Below are 22,185 nucleotides of genomic sequence, written 5' to 3' on the forward strand. Positions count from 1 at the left end.
CAATTGGTCGCAGGTTCGAATCCTGCACGACCCACCAATGTAAAAAAGCGCCCTAAAGGCGCTTTTTTGCTATCTGCAGATCCTGAGCCTAAAACACACTGCCTGATGGCGCTGCGCTTATCAGGCCTACGAAAAAAGTAGGTCGGGTAAGGCGAAGCCGCCACCCGACAAATGCTCCCCGCACCTATTTCCGGTGACTTTTCACTCCAGATTCGCTATCTTGTTTAGTATAAAAAACACAATTGCCGTGCATTTTGCTATGTCAGGCAAAAGAAAGGCAATATTGTTAAGCCAGTAAAACGAGAAGCCATAATGAGCGTGATGTTTGATCCTGAAGCCGCAATCTATCCGTTTCCGCCAAAACCTGTCCCGCTGAGCCAGGATGAAAAGCAATTCTACCGCGAGAAGATCAAGCGTCTTCTTAAAGAGCGAGATGCGGTGATGGTGGCCCATTACTATACCGATCCAGAAATTCAGCAGCTGGCGGAAGAGACCGGCGGCTGTATTTCTGACTCACTGGAGATGGCGCGCTTCGGTGCAAGACATCCGGCTTCCACGCTACTTGTCGCAGGCGTGCGTTTTATGGGCGAAACGGCAAAGATCCTCAGCCCAGAAAAAACCATTCTGATGCCAACGCTTAACGCGGAGTGTTCACTGGATCTCGGCTGCCCGATTGACGAATTCGCGGCCTTCTGCGATGCCCATCCTGACCGGACCGTGGTGGTTTACGCCAATACCTCCGCGGCGGTAAAAGCGCGCGCAGACTGGGTGGTCACGTCAAGCATCGCCGTTGAATTGATTGAACACCTGGACAGTATGGGTGAGAAAATTATCTGGGCGCCTGACCGCCATCTCGGAAATTATGTCCAGAAGCAGACGGGTGCTGACGTTCTCTGCTGGCAGGGCGCCTGCATCGTGCACGACGAATTCAAAACTCAGGCGCTGGCCCGCATGAAGGCGCTTTATCCTGAGGCCGCCATTCTTGTTCACCCTGAATCACCGCAGTCGATTGTCGACATGGCGGATGCTGTGGGTTCAACCAGCCAGCTTATTAGCGCTGCCAGAACGTTGCCTAACAGGCAGCTTATCGTCGCGACCGATCGCGGTATTTTCTACAAGATGCAGCAGGCCGTGCCGGAGAAAGAGCTTCTTGAAGCGCCAACGGCAGGCGAGGGGGCAACGTGCCGCAGCTGTGCGCACTGCCCGTGGATGGCGATGAACGGCCTGAAGGCCATTGCCGAAGGGCTTGAGACCGGCGGTGCAGCGCATGAAATTCATGTGGATGCTGCTCTGCGTGAAGGTGCGTTAATTCCGCTTAACCGCATGCTGGATTTTGCGGCTACACTACGTACTTAATTCAATACGCCCAGGGGAAAAGATGGATTTTTTTAGCACGCAGAACATTCTGGTTCATATACCGATTGGTGCAGGTGGCTATGACCTGTCATGGATTGAGGCCGTTGGCACGCTGGCGGGATTACTGTGTATCTGGCTCGCCAGCCTGGAGAAGATTAGCAACTACGCGTTCGGGCTCATTAACGTCACGCTGTTTGCGATTATCTTCTTCCAGATCCAGCTCTATGCCAGCCTGCTTTTGCAGCTGTTCTTCTTTGCCGCCAATATTTACGGCTGGTACGCGTGGTCGCGTCAGAACAGCCAGCAGGAGGCCGAGCTTCAAATCCGCTGGCTGCCGTTGCCAAAAGCCATCGCCTGGCTTGCCGCCTGCGTGGTGGCCATTGGTTTAATGACCGTCTATATCAACCCGGTGTTTGCGTTCCTGACCCGCGTTGCCGTTACGGTCATGTCCGGTATCGGCCTGAATGTGACGATGCCGGAGCTCCAGCCGGATGCCTTCCCGTTCTGGGATTCCTGCATGATGGTACTGTCGATTGCGGCAATGATCCTGATGACCCGCAAATACGTTGAGAACTGGCTGCTGTGGGTCATCATTAACGTTATCAGCGTGGTGATTTTTGCTCTGCAGGGCGTCTATGCCATGTCGCTGGAATATCTGCTTCTGACCTTCATCGCGCTGAACGGTAGCCGGATGTGGATTAACAGCGCGCGTGAGCGTGGCTCTCACGCGCTTTCCAGCTAGTGGTGATGATGATGTGAATGGCCGGACTGCGCCTCGTTAAGGTGGCAGTCCGGCCCGTTACAGGGCTGATACTCCATCTGGATGGTGGCGTGGCCAATTTCGTAGTGATGTTCAAGGAAGTGCTGGATGCGTTCAAGCAGCGCATCGTGGTCGTGCGGCGGGATGACCTGGACGTGCAGCGTCATGACCGGTTTCTCCCCCACCAGCCAGACGTGAACATGATGAACGTTGCGGACTTCCGGGACAGAGCGGCGCAGGTCGCGCTTAAACTCGTCGATATCCATGGAGGCCGGTGCCCCTTCAAGCAGTTCATTGACGCTCTCCTTCAGTAGCCGCCAGGCGCTGCGCAAGACCAGACACGATACCAGCACGGACAGAATCGGATCGACAGGCGTCCAGCCGGTATAAAGGATCACCAGCGCGGCCACGATCGCCCCGACTGAACCGAGCAAATCGCCCAGCACGTGCAGGGCTGCTGCCCGCACGTTGAGGTTCTTCTCCCCGCTGCCGCGGTGCAAAATCCAGAATGCCAGAATATTCGCCACTAGCCCTGCCACGGCAATCACCATCATTGTCGTCCCGGCGATCGGCTGAGGGTGCCTGAAGCGCTGTACGGCCTCCCAGACGATAAGAACGGTAATGACCACCAGCGCAATGGCGTTAACAAACGCGGCAAGGGTGGTCAACCTCAGCCAGCCGAAGGTATGGCGCGCATTTGGAGGACGACGAGCAAACTGCACGGCCAGCAGAGCGAAGAGCAGCGCGGCTGCATCGGTCAGCATATGTCCGGCATCAGCCAGAAGTGCCAGAGAGCCGGAAACCAGCCCGCCAATGACTTCGATAACCATAAACGTTGCCGTGACGCCAAAGGCCAGCATCAGTCGTTTAGCGTTGTCGTTGCCCGGGGTATGTGAGTGTGAATGGGTGTGCGCCATGTCTGCTTTCCTGATTTATTATTGTTTTTAGTGTAGCGTTTTTAATGGGTTGCTCCAAAAAGAAAGGAGAGCCTGAGCTCTCCTTTTTCTTCCGATCGCAACGGATTATTGGGTCGTGCCATCGGTTTTGGTATTGGCATCATCGCCCACTTTGTCATTCGCGTCCGGGCAACGACCGTCTTTACACATCGTGTTTTTGTGAACCTCATCCTTGCTCATATTGTCATGATTCATGGTGCCGGAGTCGGTACCATTAGGGTGCAGCATCGTGCCGCCGGTGTTCGTGTTCCCGGTATTAATTTGGCTATTATCGACATTGTTCGGGGCGACATTCTGTTTGGCATCAGGGGCCACCTGGCCTGCTGACGCAGCCGCGTTAGCATCGCCGTTACCCGATGAGCTCGTTTCCGCCGCAAGGACGCTGCCGCTTGCCAGGGTGAGTGTGGCAGTCAGGAAGAGGGTTGCCAGTTTTGTCATTTTCATCATGGTGCTCCTGTTCTGGTCGTTACGCTGGATAACATTCTCCAACAGTGCATCTTTTCAGAGGCGAAAGATCCCGCCTTACCGACTTACGTCAGTAGGGAATCGCGTTTAAGCGTTTAAAAATGGTTGTTACAGTTAAAAAGCTTAGGTTAGATCTCGTTTTTCGCTATTTTGTGGCGATTTTTAGGCGAATTCCAGGAATTATCTGCGTGAAGTGTAAAACCGTGTTTACACTTCCTGGTCGACAAGATAGATTGAAAGGATTGCTTTCATTACTAAAGATATGGCAGAGCTGGAAAGAAAATGAATTATCAGAACGACGATTTACGCATTAAAGAGATCAATGAGTTATTACCTCCTGTAGCACTCCTTGAGAAATTCCCCGCCACTGAAAATGCCGCAAACACGGTTTCTCATGCTCGTAAAGCGATCCATAAGATCCTGAAAGGTAATGACGATCGTCTTCTGGTGGTGATTGGGCCGTGCTCTATCCACGACCCGGCAGCCGCGAAAGAGTACGCCGCCCGTCTGCTCACCCTGCGTGAAGAGCTGAAAGGCGAGCTGGAAATCGTGATGCGCGTGTACTTTGAAAAGCCGCGTACCACCGTGGGCTGGAAAGGGCTGATTAACGATCCGCATATGGATAACAGCTTCCAGATCAACGACGGTCTGCGCATCGCGCGCAAGCTGCTGCTGGAGATCAACGACAGCGGCCTGCCCGCGGCCGGTGAGTTTCTGGATATGATCACGCCACAATACCTGGCGGACCTGATGAGCTGGGGCGCAATTGGTGCCCGTACCACTGAATCTCAGGTTCACCGCGAGCTGGCTTCCGGCCTCTCTTGCCCGGTTGGTTTTAAAAACGGCACGGATGGCACGATGAAGGTGGCTATTGATGCCATCAATGCCGCTGGCGCACCGCACTGCTTCCTGTCCGTAACCAAATGGGGTCATTCCGCCATCGTTAACACCAGCGGCAACGGCGACTGCCATATCATTTTGCGCGGCGGCAAAGAGCCAAACTACAGTGCAAAACATGTCGCAGAAGTGAAGGTCGGGCTGGAAAAAGCCGGGCTACCGCCGCAGGTCATGATCGATTTCAGCCATGCCAACTCCAGCAAGCAGTTCAAAAAGCAGATGGAAGTGGGTGCAGACGTCTGCCAGCAGATTGCCGGCGGTGAGAAGGCGGTGATTGGCGTGATGATCGAAAGCCATCTGGTTGAAGGTAACCAGAACCTGGAAGGCAGCGAACCGCTGGTTTACGGTAAGAGCGTCACCGATGCCTGTATCGGCTGGGAAGATACCGACACGATCCTGCGTCAGCTGGCGAACGCGGTAAAAGCGCGTCGTGGTTAATGCGAATGCAGAAATAAAAAAGCGCGGAAGGCTCCGCGCTTTTTTTATGTCCTGCGAAAATTACTTCGCTTTACCCTGGTTCGCAACAGCCGCTGCTTTCGCCGCGATTTCTTCCGCGTTACCCAGATAGTAATGTTTGATTGGCTTGAAGTTTTCGTCGAACTCATACACCAGCGGTACGCCAGTTGGGATGTTCAGTTCGAGGATTTCGTCTTCACCCATGTTGTCCAGGTATTTCACCAGCGCACGCAGGGAGTTACCGTGAGCGGCGATGATCACGCGCTCGCCGCTTTTCAGGCGTGGCAGAATGGTTTCGTTCCAGTAAGGCACAACGCGGTCGATGGTCAGCGCCAGGCTCTCGGTGGTTGGCAGCTCAGCGTCGGTCAGTTTCGCGTAGCGTGGGTCGTGGCCCGGGTAACGCTCGTCATCTTTGGTCAGCTCCGGTGGCGTAATTGCGAAACCGCGGCGCCACTGTTTAACCTGCTCGTCACCGTATTTCTCGGCGGTTTCTGCTTTGTTCAGACCCTGCAGCGCACCGTAGTGACGCTCGTTCAGTTTCCAGGATTTCTCAACCGGCAGCCAGGCCTGATCCAGTTCGTCAAGAACGTTCCACAGGGTGTGGATGGCACGTTTCAGCACAGAGGTGTAAGCAAAATCAAAGCTGAAGCCTTCTTCCTTCAGCAGTTTACCTGCTGCTTTTGCTTCGCTTACGCCTTTCTCGGACAGATCAACGTCGTACCAACCGGTAAAGCGGTTTTCGTTGTTCCACTGGCTTTCGCCGTGACGCACCAGAACCAGCTTAGTAATAGCCATCTCTTACTCCTCAAGCATTTTTAGAATGATAACAATTCTCATTATATTGCCATGGCTGTGCCACCAGCAACGCTTAACCCTAACCATAGCGAAAATAGTCTCTGAGTGTAAGATGCTTGTGAATCCAGGGTTATGATTTTGTCTGCAATCGGCGCTATTTTCAGCAAAGCGGGCAGAAAAAAGCCCTCCGATGGGAGGGCTGAAAATTAATGCGGAATAAAATGGTATTCCGTCACGCTAACGTACTCTTCACCCGGGCGCAGCACGCAGTCTGGCTGCGGCCATTCCGGATGATTCGGGCTGTCCGGCAGGAACTCGCTCTCCAGCGCCAGGCCTTGCCAGTCGCTGTACTCATCGTGTTCGCGCGCCGTCGTGCCGCCAAGGTAGTTGCCCGAGTAGAACTGCAGGGCAGGGGCGGTGGTATACACCGTCATCTGCAGCTTCTCATCCGCAGACCAGACCTGTGCGGCAGGCTGTTTCACATCGCCTTTGGCCTGCAGCAGGAAAGCGTGGTCGTAACCTTTAACCTTGCGCTGATCGTCATCACTCAGGAAATCCTGGGCGATGGTTTTCGCGCTGCGGAAGTCAAAGCTGGTGCCGCTCACGGATTTCAGGGCCTGATACGGAATGCCCATCTCGTCAACCGGCAAATAGTCATCCGCAAGGATTTGCAGCGTGTGGTTACGTACGTCGCACTGGTTACCGTCCAGATTGAAGTAGGCGTGATTGGTCATATTAACCGGACACGGCTTGTCAACCGTCGCACGGTATTCAATGGCGATACGGTTGTCGTCGGTCAGCGTAAAGCGTGCGGAGGCGCTCAGGTTTCCCGGGAAGCCCTGATCGCCATCAAGCGAATCCAGTGAGAACTGCACTTCGCCGTCGTTTTGGCGAACAATTTTCCAGCGTCGTTTATCAAAGCCTTCCGGTCCGCCGTGCAGCTGGTTCTCACCCTGGCTAGGGAGCAGGGCGTAATGCACGCCGTCGAGCTCAAAGCGGCTTTTCGCGATGCGGTTAGCATAGCGGCCTACGGACGCGCCCAGATAGGCGGACTGATTGATATATTGCTCCGGCGAGGCGCAGCCGAGAAGGGTTTCGCGTACGCTGCCATCCGGCATGGGAACGCGGGCGGAAAGCAGAGTGGCTCCCCAGTCCATCAGCGTAACCACCATCCCCGCGCTGTTGCGCAGGGTTAACAGGCGATACGGCAGACCATCCGGTGCGAGGGTAGGTGTTTCATTTAGCACTGTCCGGCTCCTTGTGATGCTTTACACACGTAGAAGGTTTCTTTAATTCCCGTTTTCGCTTCGTACTGTTTTTCTACCGCCTGCTGGACGGCAGGTACAAGTTCTTCCGGCACCAGGGCAACGATGCAGCCCCCGAAGCCGCCGCCGGTCATGCGCACGCCGCCTTTATCGCCAATCGCTGCTTTTACGATCTCAACCAGCGTGTCGATTTGCGGCACGGTAATTTCGAAATCGTCGCGCATGGAGGCATGAGATTCCGCCATCAGTTCACCCATACGCTTCAGGTCGCCTTTCGCCAGCGCGGAGGCGGCTTCAACGGTACGGGCGTTCTCTGTCAGTACGTGACGAACGCGTTTGGCAACGACCGGATCCAGCTCGTGTGCCACCTTATTAAATTCATTGAGCGTCACGTCGCGCAGGGCAGGCTGCTGGAAGAAGCGAGCACCCGTTTCGCATTGTTCGCGACGCGTGTTGTATTCGCTGCCTACCAGCGTGCGTTTAAAGTTGCTGTTGATAATCACCACAGCCGCGCCCTTCGGCAGAGGAACGGCTTTGGTGCCAAGTGAACGGCAGTCGATCAGCAGAGCGTGTTCTTTTTTGCCCAGCGCGGAGATCAGCTGGTCCATGATGCCGCAGTTACAGCCCACGAACTGGTTTTCTGCTTCCTGGCCGTTCAGGGCAATTTGCGCGCCGTCCAGCGGCAGGTGATAAAGCTGCTGGAAGACGGTGCCCACGGCGACTTCCAGAGACGCAGAGGAGCTTAAGCCCGCACCCTGCGGCACGTTGCCGCTGATCACTAAATCCGCGCCGCCAAAGTTCTTGTTACGCTTCTGCAGATGCTTCACCACGCCGCGCACGTAATTAGACCACTGCTGGCTGTCGTGCGTAACGATCGGCGCATCGAGGGAAAACTCGTCCGTCTCATCACCATAATCCGCGGCAATCACGCGGACTTTACGGTCGTCGCGCTTCGCGCAGCTGATGACCGTCTGGTAATCAATGGCGCACGGCAGAACAAAGCCGTCGTTGTAGTCGGTGTGTTCACCAATCAGGTTGACGCGGCCAGGCGCCTGGATAACGTGGGTGGCAGGGTAGCCGAATTTTTCAGCAAACAGGGATTGTGTTTTATCTTTCAGACTCATTTTTAGACTCCTGATTCGCGATAGTGGACGTCGCTAACGGCGCGCAGACGTTTTGCCGCCTGTTCCGCCGTCAGGTCACGCTGGGTTTCCGCCAGCATTTCATAGCCCACCATAAATTTACGCACCGTCGCAGAGCGCAGCAGCGGCGGATAGAAATGGGCGTGCAGCTGCCAGTGCTGATTCTCTTCCCCGTTAAACGGTGCGCCGTGCCAGCCCATTGAGTACGGGAAGGAGCACTGGAACAGGTTGTCATAACGGCTGGTCAGTTTTTTCAGCGCCAGAGCAAGGTCGTCGCGCTGCGCGTCGCTGAGTTCGGTAATGCGCTGTACGTGCACTTTCGGCAGCAGCAGCGTTTCAAACGGCCAGGCTGCCCAGTAAGGCACGACGGCCAGCCAGTGTTCGGTTTCCACCACGGTGCGGCTGCCGTCTGCCAGCTCGCGGCGGGTGTAATCCACCAGCATTGGCGAGCCATTTTCGGCGTAATACGCTTTTTGCAGACGGTCTTCACGCTCGGCTTCGTTAGGCAGGAAGCTGTTCGCCCAGATCTGGCCGTGCGGATGCGGGTTGGAGCAACCCATGGCCGCGCCTTTGTTTTCAAAGACCTGCACCCACGGGTAAGTCTGACCCAACTCTGCGGTTTGCGTCTGCCAGGTGCTCACTACTTCTTTCAGCGCCTCAACGCTCAGCTCCGGCAGCGTTTTGCTGTGGTCGGGCGAGAAGCAGATTACGCGGCTGGTACCGCGCGCGCTTTCGCAGCGCATCAGCGGGTCGTGGCTTTCCGGCGCGTCCGGCGTGTCGGTCATCAGGGCAGCGAAATCGTTGGTGAAAACGAAGGTGCCTTTGTAATCCGGGTTCTTATCTCCCGTCACGCGCGTATTGCCCGGACAGAGGAAGCAGTCCGGGTCGTGCTGCGGCAGCGTTTGTTTCGCAGGCGTTTCCTGCGCCCCCTGCCAGGGGCGCTTGGCGCGATGCGGAGAAACCAAAATCCATTGCCCGCTTAACGGGTTAAAACGACGATGCGGATGATCGACGGGATTAAACGAAGTCATGACGGATCCTTAGTCCGGATAACCCTGCGGATGGCGCGACTGCCAGTGCCAGGTATCCTGTGCCATTTCATCAAGCGTGCGGGTAACACGCCAGTTAAGCTCTTTATCGGCTTTGGTGGCATCGGCCCAGTAAGCAGGCAGGTCGCCATCACGACGCGGGGCGAAGTGGTAGCTCACCGGCTTACCGCAGGCTTTGCTGAAGGCATTAACCACATCCAGCACGCTGCTGCCGACCCCGGCACCGAGGTTGTAAATATGCACGCCCGGCTTATTGGCCAGTTGCTGCATCGCCGCAACGTGGCCGTCGGCCAGATCCATCACGTGGATATAGTCACGCACGCCGGTACCGTCTTCGGTTGGGTAGTCGTTACCAAAAATAGCCAGCGAGTCGCGGCGGCCCACGGCAACCTGGGCGATATACGGCATCAGGTTATTTGGAATGCCCTGCGGGTCTTCACCCATATCGCCAGACGGATGGGCGCCGACCGGATTGAAGTAGCGCAGCAGGGCGATGCTCCACTCAGGCTGGGCTTTTTGCAGGTCGGTCAGGATCTGCTCCACCATCAGTTTGCTCTTGCCATACGGGCTTTGCGGCGTACCGGTAGGGAAGCTCTCAACGTAAGGAATTTTGGGCTGATCGCCGTAGACGGTGGCGGACGAGCTAAAGATGAAGTTTTTGACGTTGGCCGCACGCATGGCGGAGATGAGACGCAGCGTACCGTTGACGTTGTTGTCGTAATACTCGAGCGGTTTTGCAACGGATTCACCGACGGCTTTCAGGCCGGCGAAGTGGATCACCGCTTCAATGGCGTGGTCGTGAAGGATCTCGGTCATCAGCGCTTCGTTGCGGATGTCGCCTTCCACGAAAGTAGGCTGTTTACCGCCAAGACGCTCAATCACAGGCAGCACGCTGCGCTTACTGTTGCACAGGTTATCAAGGATGATCACATCATGGCCGTTTTGCAGCAGCTGCACGCAGGTATGACTACCTATGTAACCGCTACCACCTGTTACCAGAACTCGCATATTTAGCTCCATTGGGCTTATGGTATGTAATAACCATAGCATAACAGAGACGCGAAAAGTGTGACATGGGATAAAATAGTGGAATCGTTTACACTGTTTTTAAAATCCGATTTTCAACCGCAATGGGGCATTGTAGATCAACGGGATAGAGATGTCTTAGTGCAGGTTATCTGAAAAACGGAGGGCAGTGCCCTCCTGGGATTAATCGATTTTGCTTTGCAGATAATGATAGTGTTCACCGTCCGGAACAAACTCCAGGCGATGGGTGATGCAGGAGGGGGCATCTTCGGGGTGGTGAGAAACAAACAGCAGCTGCGTTTCGCCTTCGCCAATCAGTACATCCACAAAGCGGCGGATCAGCTGGCGGTTTAGCGGATCCAGCCCCTGCAGCGGTTCATCCAGAATAAGCAGCGTAGGATGTTTCACCAGCGCGCGCACGATAAGCGCCAGGCGCTGCTGCCCCCACGACAGGCTATGAAACGGCGCGTCAGCGGCCCGATTGTCCATGCCGAGAATATCCAGCCACTGCTGGACCAGCTTGTGCTGTTTGTCCGACACCGCCTGATAAATACCGATGGAATCAAAATAGCCGGAAAGGATCGCGTTGCGTACCGTGGTACTGACCCGGTAGTCCAGATGCAGGCTGCTGCTGACGTAGCCAATGTGCTTTTTGATATCCCAGATGGTCTCGCCGCTGCCGCGACGTCGGCCAAACAGCGTGAGATCGTTGCTGTAGCCCTGCGGGTGATCGCCGGTTATCAGGCTCAGCAGCGTTGATTTTCCCGCGCCGTTGGGGCCGACAATCTGCCAGTGCTCGCCAGGATTGACCGTCCAGCTGAGGTGGTTAAGGATCGGGCGATCGTCATAAGAGACCACCCCATCGCGCAGCACGATGCGCGGCTGGTTGGGGTCAAGCGCATGGCGGGCCGAAGGAGCGTCGGGTTCCGGAAGGGTAATACCGTCAAGACGTTCGCTATGGGCGAGCTGGGCAATGAGCGCCTGACTCAGCAGCGCCGATTTTTCGCCGGTCTCGGTCAGATTACAGTCGGCAAGTACGCCTGCGTGCTGGATAAAATCCGGAATTTCATCAAAACGGTTAAGCACCAGCACGAGGGTAAAGCCCTGCTGGTTAAGCGACTCCAGCAGGGACGCCAGCTGCGCACGGGACTGCACGTCTAGACCGTCGAACGGTTCGTCAAGGATCAGCAGCTCCGGCTCGCTCATCAGCGCCTGACAAAGCAGCGTTTTTCGCGTCTCGCCGGTAGAAAGGTATTTAAAGCGCCGGTCCAGCAGGGCGGTAATGCCGAACCGTTCCGCCAGGCGCTGACAGCGGGCGGGATCCTTCACTTCATCCTGAATAATTTCCGCCGTCGTGCGGCCAGTATCTTCTTCACCAGGGCTGAGCAAATCGGTGTTGTTGCGCTGCCACTCGTCGCTGACCAGCTTTTGCAGCTGTTCAAATGACAGACGCGTCAGGCGCGTAAAGTGATTTTGATATTCACCCTTAAGGAGAGTGAGCTCACCGGCCAGCGCGCGGGCCAGCGCAGATTTACCGCTGCCGTTAGTGCCGACAAACGCCCAGCTTTCACCCGCGCGTAGCGTCAAATCAGCAATCGTCAGCGTTCGGGTATCGCTAAGGCGAAACGTGCCTTGCGAAATATGCAATGATGACATGATTTATCCCTGTTTTTGCAGCAATAGATATCAGGGATACGCACTGTTGGTGCGATTGTCAATGCGCTCAGCACAATGTGGCGATAATCACCCGGTCTGCGTTGAACCAGGCGGTGACGACAGCACCTTCTTCTAAATCCTCAGCCTCGCTGAGTGGGACCGTCGCGCAGAGCCTTTGGCCGTCTGCCAGAGTCATCAGCACTTCGCACTGCTCCTTGCCGCGTTCGATATGGCTGATTGCGCCCTGCAGCTGGTTATCTGCTGTCTTTACCTCGTTGGGATGGCGCGTGATATTGACCCACGGCGCTTTCAGCAGCACCAGCACCTCTTTACCTTCATCCAGCTCAAGCCGTTCTGCGCTTTGTGCCGTTATCGCGGCTTTCAGACGAGTGGTGCCATCGGCAAGCAGGATCTCAATATGCTGCTGTACCTGGAGATTATCGCGCGCCGTCACCGTACCAAACCACTGGTTGCGGGCGCTGGTTTGCAACGAAAAGCGGGAAATAGCGGCCAGCAAGCTGTCCAGCGGCACGTTGTCGTCATCGCTTAACGCATCGAACGCTTTTTGCTGGATCTGGCCCAGGAGATCGTAAAGCTGAATCAGGCGCTGGCCATAGCGCGTCACGATTGCGCCACCGCCGCCTTTGCCGCCTGTGGCTCTGTCTACCAGCGGTTGCTCGCTCAGGATATTCATGTCGTTGATGGCATCCCAGGCGCTTTTATAGCTAATCCCGGCATTTTTCGCCCCCTGGCTAATCGAGCCCGTTTGTTCTATTTGTTTAAGCAGGGCGATACGTCGCGGATCGGCGAAAAGCTTTTGCTGAAGTCTGAGTGTGAGGAGAATTTCGGCCTGCATAACAGTATCCTGGCAAAAAGAGTATTGTGACCCAAATGGTGCAGGGCGCAAAGGGTACCGCACAAAAGGGGATGTTTTTCTCACCTGAAAGGGTAGAATAAGCTGTTCACAATATCTGGAGAAAACCATGTTAGAGTTGTTGAAAAGTCTGGTATTCGCCGTGATCATGGTACCAGTAGTGATGGCCATCATCCTCGGTGCCATCTACGGCCTGGGTGAAGTGTTCAACGTCTTTTCGAACATTGGTCACAGAGACCAGGCTAAAAAGCAGCATTGATTCCCCACAAAACGCCCGGCTTGTCCGGGCGTTTTGCTCTCAAGATTTTCTCACTTTCGCCGATATCATTTAACGCAACACCCGGTTTACCCCTTGAGCGGTACGATTAAACGCTGGGATCTCCCTGTCGTTACCGTTATATTAATATGTATATAACGCTACTCACAGGAGTTACAAATGGCACGTACATGGGTACGCCTTTTCGCAGGGGCAACGCTGACGCTTTCACTTACCGGCCACGCGCTGGCGGACGACGGTAAAATTACGGTCTTTGCGGCGGCGTCGCTGACCAACGCAATGCAGGATATCGCGGCAGCGTATAAAAAAGAGAAAAACGTCGAGGTGGTCTCCTCGTTTGCCTCTTCCTCTACGCTGGCGCGTCAGATAGAAGCGGGCGCACCGGCGGATCTGTTCATTTCGGCTGACCAGAAGTGGATGGATTACGCGGTGGAGAAGAAATCGATGGATGCGGCAACCCGCGAAACGCTGCTGGGCAATAGCCTGGTCGTCGTGGCGCCAAAAGCCAGCGCGCAGGCCGACTTCACCATCAACAAAGAGACAAACTGGACCCGCCTGCTGAACGGCGGCCGTCTGGCGGTGGGAGACCCGGAGCACGTTCCGGCCGGGATTTACGCCAAAGAAGCGCTGCAAAAGCTGGGCGCGTGGGAGACCCTGTCGCCGAAGCTGGCGCCGGCGGAAGACGTTCGTGGCGCGCTGGCGCTGGTGGAGCGCAATGAAGCCCCGCTGGGCATTGTGTATGGCTCTGATGCCGTTGCCAGCAAGGGTGTGAAAGTAGTCGCAACCTTCCCGGAAGACTCCCACAAGAAAGTGGAATACCCTGTTGCGATTGTTGATGGACATAATAATGTGACCGTGACGGCCTTCTGCGATTACCTGAAGGGGCCACAAGCGTCCGCAATCTTTAAACGTTATGGATTTACGACTCACTGATGATATTGACCGATCCTGAATGGCAGGCTGTTCTGCTGAGCCTGAAAGTCTCCTCCCTGGCGGTTGCGCTGAGCCTGCCCTTTGGGATCTTCTTTGCCTGGCTGCTGGTGCGCTGTCGGTTTCCCGGCAAAGCGTTGCTCGACAGCGTGCTTCATCTTCCGCTCGTGTTGCCGCCCGTGGTGGTCGGCTATCTGTTGCTGATTTCGATGGGGCGACGCGGTTTTATCGGCGAGAAGCTGTACGACTGGTTTGGGCTGACGTTTGCGTTTAGCTGGCGCGGTGCGGTACTGGCGGCGGCGGTAATGTCATTCCCGCTGATGGTGAGGGCGATCCGCCTCGCGCTGGAAGGCGTGGATATGAAGCTCGAGCAGGCGGCCCGCACGCTGGGCGCCGGTCGCTGGCGCGTCTTTTTCACCATCACGCTTCCGCTGACGCTGCCGGGCATTATTGTCGGCACGGTGCTGGCCTTCGCCCGCTCGCTCGGCGAGTTTGGCGCCACGATCACCTTTGTGTCGAATATTCCCGGCGAGACGCGAACCATCCCGTCTGCCATGTATACCCTGATTCAGACGCCAGGGGGAGAGAGTGCCGCGGCGCGCCTGTGCATCATCTCAATCGTGTTAGCCCTGGTATCGCTGCTGGTGTCGGAATGGCTGGCGAGACTCAGCCGTGAGCGGATGGGGAAATAGACATGCTTGAGCTTCATTTTACCCAGACGCTGGGAAACCATACCCTGACGCTTAGCGAGACGCTGCCTGCAAGCGGCATCACCGCCATCTTTGGCGTGTCCGGGGCGGGGAAAACGTCGTTGATCAACGCGATAAGCGGCCTGACCCGCCCGCAGGCAGGGCGAATTGTATTGAACAACCGCGTCTTAAACGACGTGGAAAACAAGGTATATCTGTCGCCTGATAAACGCCGTATTGGCTATGTTTTCCAGGATGCGCGCTTATTCCCGCACTACAGCGTGCGCGGCAACCTGCGCTACGGCATGGCGAAAAGCATGGCTTCGCAGTTTGAGAAGCTGGTAACGCTTTTAGGTATCGAACCTCTGCTCGACAGGCTGCCTTCCTCGCTTTCCGGCGGAGAAAAACAGCGGGTGGCGATCGGCCGCGCGCTGCTGACCGCGCCGGAGCTGCTGTTGCTCGACGAACCGCTGGCCTCGCTGGATATTCCGCGTAAACGTGAGCTCCTGCCCTACCTGCAGCGCCTGACGCGTGAAATTAATATTCCGATGCTCTACGTCAGCCATTCGTTGGATGAGATCCTGCATCTGGCCGATAACGTTCTGGTGCTGGAAGAGGGCAGCGTTAAGGCCTTCGGCAAGCTGGAAGAGGTATGGGGCAGCAGCGTAATGCACCCCTGGCTGCCAAAAGAGCAGCAGAGCAGCATTCTGAAAGTGAGCGTTCTGGAACACCATCCGCACTACGCTATGACTGCGCTGGCGCTGGGCGATCAGCATTTATGGGTTAACCGGATCGATAAACCGCTGCAGTCAGCCCTGCGGATCCGCATTCAGGCGTCGGATGTCTCGCTGGTGTTACAACCCCCGCTGCAGACCAGTATCCGAAATATTCTGCGCGCCAAAGTGGCGGAGTGTTTTGATGATAACGGTCAGGTGGAAGTGAAGCTTGAAGTGGGTAGCAGAACGCTCTGGGCGCGCATCAGCCCGTGGGCCAGGGATGAGTTAGGGATCAAACCCGGCCTGTGGCTTTACGCGCAAATCAAGAGCGTCTCTATCACCACCTGATTACAGCAGATGGGTATAAATGTACTGCGCGATGCTGTCGGTGGTGTTATCCCCAATCACCACGTTGGCGCGCGCCTTTACCGCATCATCGGCATTGCCCATCGCCACGCCCGTACCGGCGGCCTCCAGCATGCTGATGTCGTTGTAGTTATCGCCAAAGGCAATCACATCCTGCATCGACCCGCCCTGTGACGCCACGTACTGCGTCAGACGCTTGCCTTTGCTGTTGCCCTTGCGGGCAATATCGACCTGATCGTGCCAGGACCATTCGCACTCCAGACCCAGCGTCTCCTCGACGTGCTTCGCGAACGCATTCAGTTTGGTGGTGTCTTCATCCGTCAGGGCGAATTTCCAGATAGCCTCAACGTCCTGTGCCGCCTGACGCAGAGAGGAAACTTGCGTAAAGACCGGACGCTGCGCTTCGGGCAGGGACAGCGCCCAGTTGCTGGTGCGCACCACGTGGCCGGTAGGGCGCTCGTAGACCATCGCGTTGTCCACGTACATCAGACCGTGAACGTCATGCTCATCAAGCAGATCAATCAATTGCAGCGCCTGAGGAACCGGCAGCGGGTCGGATTCTAAAACCTTTTTTGCCTGATAATCATACAAATAAGTGCCATTACAGCAAATTGCAGGTGTATCTAGCGCCAGTGCCTGATAAAAAGGGTGAATGGCAACGTGATGTCGACCCGTTACGATAAGGAGTTGATATCCCGCTTCCTGCGCGCGCTTAAGCGCGTCCAGGGAAGAGGGGAGAAGGGTTTTTTGCGGCGTCAGTAAGGTACCGTCTAAATCCAGAGCAATCACACGCGAGGTCATCTGTTTTCCCGGGTTAATATTGAATTTACGTTTTGATGGGATGGTACACCGAGAGGCGAATGCTTCAAAATTCCTGTCGACAATTCAGCATTCACCGTCAAAAGTTAATTACTTTCATGCGCAGTGAGGAGTGAATATTCATGAAACAAACCGTTTATACCGCCAGTCCTGAAAGCCAGCAAATTCATGTCTGGCGTTTAAATACCGAAGGGACACTCACGCTGGTTCAGGTTGTTGATGTGCCAGGCCAGGTGCAGCCGATGGTTATCAGCCCGGATAAACGTTTCTTGTACGTGGGTGTGCGCCCGGAGTTTCGCGTGCTGGCCTATCGCATTTCTCCGGACGACGGCGCGCTGACGTACACTGCCGAAGCGCCATTGCCGGGCAGCCCAACCCACATTTCTACTGATCGTAAAGGCAACTTTGTCTTCAGCGGCTCGTATAACGCGGGCTGCGTCAGCGTAACGCGTCTGGAAGACGGCATTCCGGTCGAAACCGTGGATGTGGTGGAAGGGCTGGAAGGCTGCCACTCGGCGAATATCTCTCCGGACAACCGCACCCTGTGGGTGCCTGCGCTGAAGCAGGATCGTATCTGCCTGTTCACCCTGAGCGACGATGGTCACCTGGTGGCGCAGACTCCTGCTGAAGTCACTACCGTTGAAGGCGCGGGCCCGCGTCATATGGTCTTCCATCCGAACCAGCAGTACGCTTACGTGGTCAATGAACTGAACAGCTCGGTGGACGTATGGGAACTGAAAGACCCTAACGGCCAGATTGAATGCGTGCAGACGCTGGATATGATGCCGTCTGACTTCTCCGACACGCGCTGGGCGGCTGATATTCACATTACGCCGGATGGCCGTCATCTGTACGCCTGTGACCGTACCTCCAGCCTGATTACCGTCTTCAGCGTCTCCGAGGACGGCAGCGTGCTGGCCATTGAGGGCTTCCAGCCAACGGAAACCCAGCCGCGCGGCTTTAATATCGATCACAGCGGTAAATACCTGATTGCGGCAGGGCAGAAATCCCACCACATCGCGCTGTACGAAATCAAAGGCGAGCAGGGCCTGCTGGAAGAGAAAGGGCGCTACGCCGTCGGCCAGGGGCCGATGTGGGTCGTCGTTAACGCTCACTAAGCGGCTTAAAACAAAAAACCTCGCACATGCGAGGTTTTTTTATGCCCGGTGGCACTGCGTTTACCGGGCCTACGGGTTGTGTAGGCCGGCAAAAGGACATCCTACTGCTTAGGCTCAGCAACCACTTTGCTACCCAGACCGCGGTTGTTGTATTCCCACATACGGTTGAAGTTAGCGTCGTTCAGGTTACGCTGCACGTTCCCTTTATCATCCACCGCGCCGGTGTTGCCGGAGAACGGACGTTTAGAGATCGCGGCATCAGCCCACGGCTTCGCCATGTTGAAGCCTTCGTTAATCACGCTGTCGCGGATCACGACCTGACCGTTGGTTGCAGAGTCCACATCCAGGGAGCGGCCCAGCTGCGCCACGCCGTCACCGGCAGCGTTAAAGCGGCTGTTTACGGCCAGGAAACCGTAGAAGAGGTTAGACTGGGTTGCTGGTGCAAACACATAGCCTTCCTGCTGGGTACGTGAGTTCACCACGCGGAAATCGGTATTATCAAACACCACCGCGCCGCGGCCGGACACGAGATCCACGTCACCTTCAACGTAGCTGTTGGTCACCAGCGTACGGGTCAGACGGTTATTCTGCAGGGTGTTCTGCACGCCGCTGTTGGTCACGAAGAAGGTGTTCTGACGGCCCAGAATGTTCACGTTGTTGATCTGAACCTGGTCGCCATCGCTGCGCAGCGCAACGGCCTGGTGGTTACCGGCATCAACGCTGTCACCCAGGGTATTCTGAATGGTCAGGTTCTGCAGCTGCAGGCCATTATTCTGAGACCAGAATACCGCGGAGCACATCACGCCAATGGTGGCGGAACGCTTGCTTTGGCAGTTATCAAACATATACCACGCCGGTTTGCCCGGCATATATTTACCGGCCGGGTTCACCAGGCGACGCCAGGTGTTGCTGTCGATTTCAGAGTCAATCGCCAGGCCAATTTTTACGTCGATCGCTTTTTCGCCCAGACCGTACACCGTAATGCTGCCCGGTGCCGCCGGAACATACACGGTGCCTTCATATTCGCCAGGCAGGATCGCGATGTACTGACGAGACGCGCTGTGTTTAGTGATGGCAGCGTCAACCGCGGCCTGAATAGAGGTATGCGTTACGCCCTGCGCACCCGCCGGGCCAACCACGAAGTCTGGCTGTTTAGGCAGGTTAATAGAAGACGGCGTCCACGGCGCAGCGTTTGGATCCATCGCCGAGAAGTAGTGGGCACGGTCGAAGTTCTTCGCTTCATCAGCGGACAACACCGGGCGGGAGGCAGTACCCGGTGCGACCTGCTCAGAAGGTCGCTGATCCGGTGGGGTTGAACTGCATGCGGATAAGGTCACGCCAAAGGCGAGTGCTAACGCCAGACGGGAAATCCTGGAAATATTCAAGGTGAAGCTCCTGGGTATGCAAGTCTTAAACGGGATAGACGAAATAGCCTGCTTTTTTATACTAAGTTGAGCGAAACGGGAAGATAAAAAGGGTAAAAGTTGCATTTTTAGCCCTGGATCGGCAGGTAAGTGATCACAAATAAATAACAATTTCCACAAAGTCGGTTGACAGCAGACAGCAGATGAAAATAAATGTCTATACAACCCATGACAAGTGGAATGCCCCATGCAGCAGCTTCATCCCGACGATGTAATATGGCGAAACGCGCGACTGGCGACAATGGCTCCGGATGTCTGCGCGCCTTATGGACTAAAAGAGCAACACGCCCTGGTCGTGCGCGGACACACCATTGTTGCCGCGATCCCTGAATCTGATATTCCTGGCGGGCACCGTCACTGCGTTGATCTTCAGGGGCGTCTGGTGACGCCGGGCCTGATTGACTGCCATACCCACCTGGTATTTGGCGGCGATCGCGCGGCGGAGTGGGAGCAGCGTCTGAACGGCGTCTCTTACCAAACCATCAGCGCGCAGGGGGGCGGGATTAACGCTACCGTGACGGCGACGCGCTGCAGCACCCCCGAAACCCTGCTTCAACTGGCGCAGCAGCGGCTGCAGCGGCTGATGAATGAAGGCGTCACTACGGTTGAGATCAAGTCCGGATACGGGCTAAACGCCGACGCCGAAGAGAAGATGCTGCAGGTTGCACGCCAGCTGAGCCTCAATAACCCGATCGATATCAGCCCAACGCTGCTAGCCGCGCACGCGGTGCCGGCGGAATACCGACAGGATCCGGATGCGTACCTCGCGCTGGTCTGCGAGCAGATCATGCCCGCGCTGTGGCAAAAAGAGCTGTTTGAAGCGGTCGACGTATTTTGTGAAAACGTCGGCTTTACGCCGTCGCAAACCGAGCGCCTCTTCCAGGCGGCGACTGCGCTCGGGATTCCGGTGAAAGGTCATGTGGAGCAGCTTTCAAATCTGGGCGGAGCGGCGCTGGTCAGCCGATATCACGGGCTGTCGGCCGATCATATCGAATATCTTGATGACGCAGGCATTCAGGCGATGGCGCAAAGCGGTACGGTGGCGGTACTGCTACCCGGCGCGTTCTATTTTCTTCAGGAGCGCCAGCGTCCGCCGGTGGAACTGCTCAGAAAACAGGGCGTGCCGATGGCCGTTGCCACCGACTATAACCCGGGCACCAGCCCGTTTGCGAGCCTGCACCTGGCGATGAATATGGCCTGTGTCCAGTTTGGCCTGACGCCTGAAGAGGCCTGGGCTGGCGTCACGCGCCATGCCGCGCAGGCGCTGGGCCGTGGCGCAACCCACGGGCAGCTGCGGGCAGGGTTTGTCGCTGATTTCATCGTCTGGGATGCACACCATCCGGTGGAGATGGTCTACGAGCCGGGACGCAATCCGCTGTATCAACGTATTTTCCGTGGGGAGGCAGTATGAAGCTATGGCGGCCCGTAGCCGAAACGGTCTGGCAGGGGCGAGACGACAGCGCCGAGGCCAGCAGCGCAAAGCGTATTTTTCAGACGATACGACAGCAGGCGCAGTTTGCTCCTCTGCCATCCGGCATTGCGCTGATAGGCTTTGAGTGTGATGAAGGGGTCAAGCGCAATCAGGGCAGGCCCGGTGCCGTGCATGCACCGGATATGCTGCGAAAAGCGCTGGCAAATATGGCCAGCCATCAGGGACACGAGCGGCTGGCGGATATGGGCTCGGTGTTCGTTGAAGGTGCCGAGCTGGAAGCGGCGCAGCAGGCGTTAACCGATGCCGTCACGGCCTGCCAGCGGTCCGGCATGCGCACGCTGGTCTTTGGCGGCGGGCACGAAACCGCCTGGGCGCACGGACGGGGCATTCTGGATGCCTTCCCGAACGAGCGCGTGGCGGTGATAAATCTCGATGCACATCTTGACCTGCGCAGGGCCGACCGCGCGACATCCGGCACGCCGTTTCGCCAGCTGGCAAACTACTGTGAAGCACGCGGCCGGGAATTTCGCTACGCCTGCCTTGGCGTGAGCCGGGCGGCGAACACGCAGGCACTGTGGGATGAGGCTGAACGCCTGAACGTCACGCTGGTGGAAGATCTCCATTTCAGACGCGATGCGCTATCTTCCCTGGAAATGGTGCTGGCACAGGCCGATCGCATCTACCTGACAATCGATCTGGACGTTCTGCCCGCCAGCGAAATGCCCGCCGTTTCCGCACCGGCAGCGTTAGGCATACCGGCCCTGGATCTTCTGCCCATTATCGAACATATCTGTCGAAGCGGTAAGCTACAGGCCGCCGATCTGGTAGAGTTTAACCCGCAGTACGATCGGGACGGACAGGGCGCAAAGCTCGCCGCCCGTCTGGCCTGGCAAATTGCTCACTGGTGGGCATAACACCGTTTAAGGAGTCATGATGTTTTCACGCTCACCGCTGCCGCAGTCGAGTCCTCCCGCGCCTTTCTACGAAAAGGTGAAGCAGGCGATAAGCGAAAAAATCGCCACCGGCGTCTGGCGGCCGCACGACCGCATTCCGTCGGAGGCCGACCTGGTGGCGCAGTTTGGTTTTAGCCGGATGACCGTCAACCGGGCGCTGCGCGAACTGACCGACGAAGGCCTTCTGGTGCGCCTGCAGGGCGTCGGGACGTTTGTGGCGGAGCCGAAAGGGCAATCCGCCCTGTTTGAAATCCGCAGCATTGCGGACGAGATTGCCGCGCGTAATCATCAGCACCGCTGTGAGGTGCTGGTGCTTGAGGAAACCCAGGCCAGCGCAGAGCAGGCCACAGAGCTTAACGTCAAGGAGGGAAGCCGTATCTTCCACTCCGTGATGGTGCATTTCGAAAACGACATTCCGGTACAGATTGAAGATCGCTGCGTTAACGCTGAACGGATACCGGACTATCTGGACCAGGATTACACCCAAACCACGCCGCACGCGTATCTCTCGCTTGTCGCACCGCTGACGGAAGGGGAGCACATTGTGGAAGCCGTGCGCGCCACGCCGCAGGAGTGTGAACGGCTGCGCATTAAAGAAGACGATCCGTGCCTGCTGATCCGCCGTCGCACCTGGTCCTCGTCGCACATCGTGTCGCATGCCCGGCTGCTTTTCCCCGGTAACCGGTACCGGCTGCAGGGCCACTTTATGTCATAAGTTTTAAAAGCGTGATAGCTAACGCAATATAACAAAATTGTATCTTTTT

At 56.4% G+C, this 22,185-nt stretch carries 22 protein-coding genes; 11 read left to right on the forward strand and 11 right to left on the reverse strand.

What is annotated here, in order from left to right; translation table 11 throughout:
• Nucleotides 1–312 precede the first annotated feature (312 nt).
• A complete protein-coding gene (nadA, locus tag AC3WOK_RS00005; protein ID WP_059310945.1) occupies nt 313–1,356 on the forward strand; it encodes a quinolinate synthase NadA in 1,044 nt (347 codons plus the stop codon).
• 22 nt (nt 1,357–1,378) lie between these two features.
• A complete protein-coding gene (pnuC, locus tag AC3WOK_RS00010; RefSeq protein ID WP_059310944.1) occupies nt 1,379–2,098 on the forward strand; it encodes a nicotinamide riboside transporter PnuC in 720 nt (239 codons plus the stop codon).
• Here pnuC and zitB read toward each other — a convergent pair.
• Together zitB and AC3WOK_RS00020 are read right to left on the reverse strand one after the other, a co-directional pair.
• Entirely contained in the window at nt 2,095–3,033 is a 939-nt protein-coding gene (zitB, locus tag AC3WOK_RS00015) for a CDF family zinc transporter ZitB (RefSeq protein ID WP_059310943.1), read from the reverse strand. The genes pnuC and zitB overlap by 4 nt on opposite strands.
• A 105-nt stretch (nt 3,034–3,138) precedes the next feature.
• The gene (locus tag AC3WOK_RS00020) at nt 3,139–3,516 is read right to left on the reverse strand and encodes a YbgS-like family protein (RefSeq protein WP_047347058.1); all 378 of its coding nucleotides are present in this window, start codon (nt 3,514–3,516) and stop codon (nt 3,139–3,141) included.
• A 303-nt stretch (nt 3,517–3,819) separates the two neighbouring features.
• On the opposite strand from AC3WOK_RS00020, the gene aroG reads away from it, so the two are divergent.
• Nucleotides 3,820–4,872 carry a 3-deoxy-7-phosphoheptulonate synthase AroG gene (gene aroG, locus AC3WOK_RS00025; RefSeq protein ID WP_059310942.1) on the forward strand — a complete coding sequence of 351 codons (1,053 nt, stop codon included), beginning with the start codon at nt 3,820–3,822 and terminating at the stop codon, nt 4,870–4,872.
• A gap of 60 nt (nt 4,873–4,932) precedes the next feature.
• On the opposite strand, the gene gpmA is transcribed toward aroG, so the two are convergent.
• From gpmA to modE, 7 genes are all read right to left on the reverse strand, one after another.
• Nucleotides 4,933–5,685, reverse strand: a complete 753-nt coding sequence (gene gpmA, locus AC3WOK_RS00030; protein WP_023310804.1) for a 2,3-diphosphoglycerate-dependent phosphoglycerate mutase — start codon at nt 5,683–5,685, stop codon at nt 4,933–4,935.
• A gap of 206 nt (nt 5,686–5,891) precedes the next feature.
• Nucleotides 5,892–6,932: a galactose-1-epimerase gene (galM, locus tag AC3WOK_RS00035; RefSeq protein ID WP_059310941.1), complete on the reverse strand. Its 1,041-nt coding sequence runs from the start codon at nt 6,930–6,932 to the stop codon at nt 5,892–5,894.
• Nucleotides 6,926–8,074, reverse strand: a complete 1,149-nt coding sequence (gene galK / locus AC3WOK_RS00040; protein ID WP_059310940.1) for a galactokinase — start codon at nt 8,072–8,074, stop codon at nt 6,926–6,928. The genes galM and galK overlap by 7 nt, the downstream gene beginning before the upstream one ends.
• A gap of 2 nt (nt 8,075–8,076) precedes the next feature.
• Nucleotides 8,077–9,123, reverse strand: a complete 1,047-nt coding sequence (gene galT, locus AC3WOK_RS00045) for a galactose-1-phosphate uridylyltransferase (protein ID WP_059310939.1) — start codon at nt 9,121–9,123, stop codon at nt 8,077–8,079.
• Between the two features lie 9 nt (nt 9,124–9,132).
• Nucleotides 9,133–10,149, reverse strand: coding sequence for a UDP-glucose 4-epimerase GalE (gene galE, locus AC3WOK_RS00050; RefSeq protein WP_024908784.1), 1,017 nt, complete (start codon nt 10,147–10,149; stop codon nt 9,133–9,135).
• A 201-nt stretch (nt 10,150–10,350) separates the two neighbouring features.
• Nucleotides 10,351–11,823: a molybdate ABC transporter ATP-binding protein ModF gene (modF, locus tag AC3WOK_RS00055; protein WP_492353708.1), complete on the reverse strand. Its 1,473-nt coding sequence runs from the start codon at nt 11,821–11,823 to the stop codon at nt 10,351–10,353.
• Between the two features lie 67 nt (nt 11,824–11,890).
• Nucleotides 11,891–12,679: a molybdenum-dependent transcriptional regulator gene (gene modE / locus AC3WOK_RS00060; protein ID WP_059310937.1), complete on the reverse strand. Its 789-nt coding sequence runs from the start codon at nt 12,677–12,679 to the stop codon at nt 11,891–11,893.
• Between the two features lie 127 nt (nt 12,680–12,806).
• On the opposite strand from modE, the gene AC3WOK_RS00065 reads away from it, so the two are divergent.
• The 4 genes from AC3WOK_RS00065 to modC all read left to right on the forward strand — a co-directional run bounded on the left by AC3WOK_RS00065 (nt 12,807) and on the right by modC (nt 15,657).
• Nucleotides 12,807–12,956: an AcrZ family multidrug efflux pump-associated protein gene (locus tag AC3WOK_RS00065; RefSeq protein WP_008501118.1), complete on the forward strand. Its 150-nt coding sequence runs from the start codon at nt 12,807–12,809 to the stop codon at nt 12,954–12,956.
• A 177-nt stretch (nt 12,957–13,133) separates the two neighbouring features.
• Nucleotides 13,134–13,907 carry a molybdate ABC transporter substrate-binding protein gene (gene modA, locus AC3WOK_RS00070; RefSeq protein WP_059310936.1) on the forward strand — a complete coding sequence of 258 codons (774 nt, stop codon included), beginning with the start codon at nt 13,134–13,136 and terminating at the stop codon, nt 13,905–13,907.
• Nucleotides 13,907–14,596 carry a molybdate ABC transporter permease subunit gene (gene modB, locus AC3WOK_RS00075; RefSeq protein ID WP_059310935.1) on the forward strand — a complete coding sequence of 230 codons (690 nt, stop codon included), beginning with the start codon at nt 13,907–13,909 and terminating at the stop codon, nt 14,594–14,596. The genes modA and modB overlap by 1 nt, the downstream gene beginning before the upstream one ends.
• Nucleotides 14,597–14,598: 2 nt before the next feature.
• Complete coding sequence (gene modC, locus AC3WOK_RS00080) at nt 14,599–15,657, forward strand: molybdenum ABC transporter ATP-binding protein ModC (RefSeq protein WP_059310934.1); 1,059 nt, start codon at nt 14,599–14,601, stop codon at nt 15,655–15,657.
• On the opposite strand, the gene AC3WOK_RS00085 is transcribed toward modC, so the two are convergent.
• Nucleotides 15,658–16,476, reverse strand: coding sequence for a pyridoxal phosphatase (locus AC3WOK_RS00085; RefSeq protein WP_059310933.1), 819 nt, complete (start codon nt 16,474–16,476; stop codon nt 15,658–15,660).
• A 140-nt stretch (nt 16,477–16,616) separates the two neighbouring features.
• Between AC3WOK_RS00085 and pgl the strand changes: the two genes are divergently transcribed.
• Nucleotides 16,617–17,612 carry a 6-phosphogluconolactonase gene (gene pgl / locus AC3WOK_RS00090; RefSeq protein WP_023617191.1) on the forward strand — a complete coding sequence of 332 codons (996 nt, stop codon included), beginning with the start codon at nt 16,617–16,619 and terminating at the stop codon, nt 17,610–17,612.
• A gap of 101 nt (nt 17,613–17,713) precedes the next feature.
• Here the strand turns inward: pgl and AC3WOK_RS00095 are convergent, their stop codons facing one another.
• The gene (locus AC3WOK_RS00095) at nt 17,714–18,997 is read right to left on the reverse strand and encodes a putative acyl-CoA thioester hydrolase (RefSeq protein ID WP_492353709.1); all 1,284 of its coding nucleotides are present in this window, start codon (nt 18,995–18,997) and stop codon (nt 17,714–17,716) included.
• A 226-nt stretch (nt 18,998–19,223) separates the two neighbouring features.
• Between AC3WOK_RS00095 and hutI the strand changes: the two genes are divergently transcribed.
• Genes hutI through AC3WOK_RS00110 form a run of 3 tightly spaced genes read left to right on the forward strand, consistent with a single transcriptional unit; the run spans nt 19,224 to nt 22,136 of the window.
• On the forward strand, nt 19,224–20,447 hold the full coding sequence (gene hutI, locus AC3WOK_RS00100; RefSeq protein ID WP_492353710.1) for an imidazolonepropionase: 1,224 nt from the start codon (nt 19,224–19,226) through the stop codon (nt 20,445–20,447).
• Entirely contained in the window at nt 20,444–21,382 is a 939-nt protein-coding gene (hutG, locus tag AC3WOK_RS00105; RefSeq protein ID WP_492353711.1) for a formimidoylglutamase, read from the forward strand. Before hutI ends, hutG begins: the two co-directional genes overlap by 4 nt.
• A 19-nt stretch (nt 21,383–21,401) precedes the next feature.
• Nucleotides 21,402–22,136: a histidine utilization repressor gene (locus AC3WOK_RS00110; protein ID WP_492354217.1), complete on the forward strand. Its 735-nt coding sequence runs from the start codon at nt 21,402–21,404 to the stop codon at nt 22,134–22,136.
• Nucleotides 22,137–22,185 lie beyond the last annotated feature (49 nt).

This window comes from Enterobacter sp. FW301-JW81, assembly GCF_058788735.1.

Bases quoted from the DNA above. Each gene is read 5' to 3' on its own strand.
- nadA (WP_059310945.1), top strand. From the start codon at position 313: ATGAGCGTGATGTTTGATCCTGAAGCCGCAATCTATCCGTTTCCGCCA.
- pnuC (WP_059310944.1), top strand. From the start codon at position 1,379: ATGGATTTTTTTAGCACGCAGAACATTCTGGTTCATATACCGATTGGT.
- zitB (WP_059310943.1), bottom strand. From the start codon at position 3,033: ATGGCGCACACCCATTCACACTCACATACCCCGGGCAACGACAACGCT.
- AC3WOK_RS00020 (WP_047347058.1), bottom strand. From the start codon at position 3,516: ATGAAAATGACAAAACTGGCAACCCTCTTCCTGACTGCCACACTCACC.
- aroG (WP_059310942.1), top strand. From the start codon at position 3,820: ATGAATTATCAGAACGACGATTTACGCATTAAAGAGATCAATGAGTTA.
- gpmA (WP_023310804.1), bottom strand. From the start codon at position 5,685: ATGGCTATTACTAAGCTGGTTCTGGTGCGTCACGGCGAAAGCCAGTGG.
- galK (WP_059310940.1), bottom strand. From the start codon at position 8,074: ATGAGTCTGAAAGATAAAACACAATCCCTGTTTGCTGAAAAATTCGGC.
- galT (WP_059310939.1), bottom strand. From the start codon at position 9,123: ATGACTTCGTTTAATCCCGTCGATCATCCGCATCGTCGTTTTAACCCG.
- galE (WP_024908784.1), bottom strand. From the start codon at position 10,149: ATGCGAGTTCTGGTAACAGGTGGTAGCGGTTACATAGGTAGTCATACC.
- modF (WP_492353708.1), bottom strand. From the start codon at position 11,823: ATGTCATCATTGCATATTTCGCAAGGCACGTTTCGCCTTAGCGATACC.
- modE (WP_059310937.1), bottom strand. From the start codon at position 12,679: ATGCAGGCCGAAATTCTCCTCACACTCAGACTTCAGCAAAAGCTTTTC.
- AC3WOK_RS00065 (WP_008501118.1), top strand. From the start codon at position 12,807: ATGTTAGAGTTGTTGAAAAGTCTGGTATTCGCCGTGATCATGGTACCA.
- modA (WP_059310936.1), top strand. From the start codon at position 13,134: ATGGCACGTACATGGGTACGCCTTTTCGCAGGGGCAACGCTGACGCTT.
- modB (WP_059310935.1), top strand. From the start codon at position 13,907: ATGATATTGACCGATCCTGAATGGCAGGCTGTTCTGCTGAGCCTGAAA.
- modC (WP_059310934.1), top strand. From the start codon at position 14,599: ATGCTTGAGCTTCATTTTACCCAGACGCTGGGAAACCATACCCTGACG.
- AC3WOK_RS00085 (WP_059310933.1), bottom strand. From the start codon at position 16,476: ATGACCTCGCGTGTGATTGCTCTGGATTTAGACGGTACCTTACTGACG.
- pgl (WP_023617191.1), top strand. From the start codon at position 16,617: ATGAAACAAACCGTTTATACCGCCAGTCCTGAAAGCCAGCAAATTCAT.
- hutI (WP_492353710.1), top strand. From the start codon at position 19,224: ATGCAGCAGCTTCATCCCGACGATGTAATATGGCGAAACGCGCGACTG.
- hutG (WP_492353711.1), top strand. From the start codon at position 20,444: ATGAAGCTATGGCGGCCCGTAGCCGAAACGGTCTGGCAGGGGCGAGAC.
- AC3WOK_RS00110 (WP_492354217.1), top strand. From the start codon at position 21,402: ATGTTTTCACGCTCACCGCTGCCGCAGTCGAGTCCTCCCGCGCCTTTC.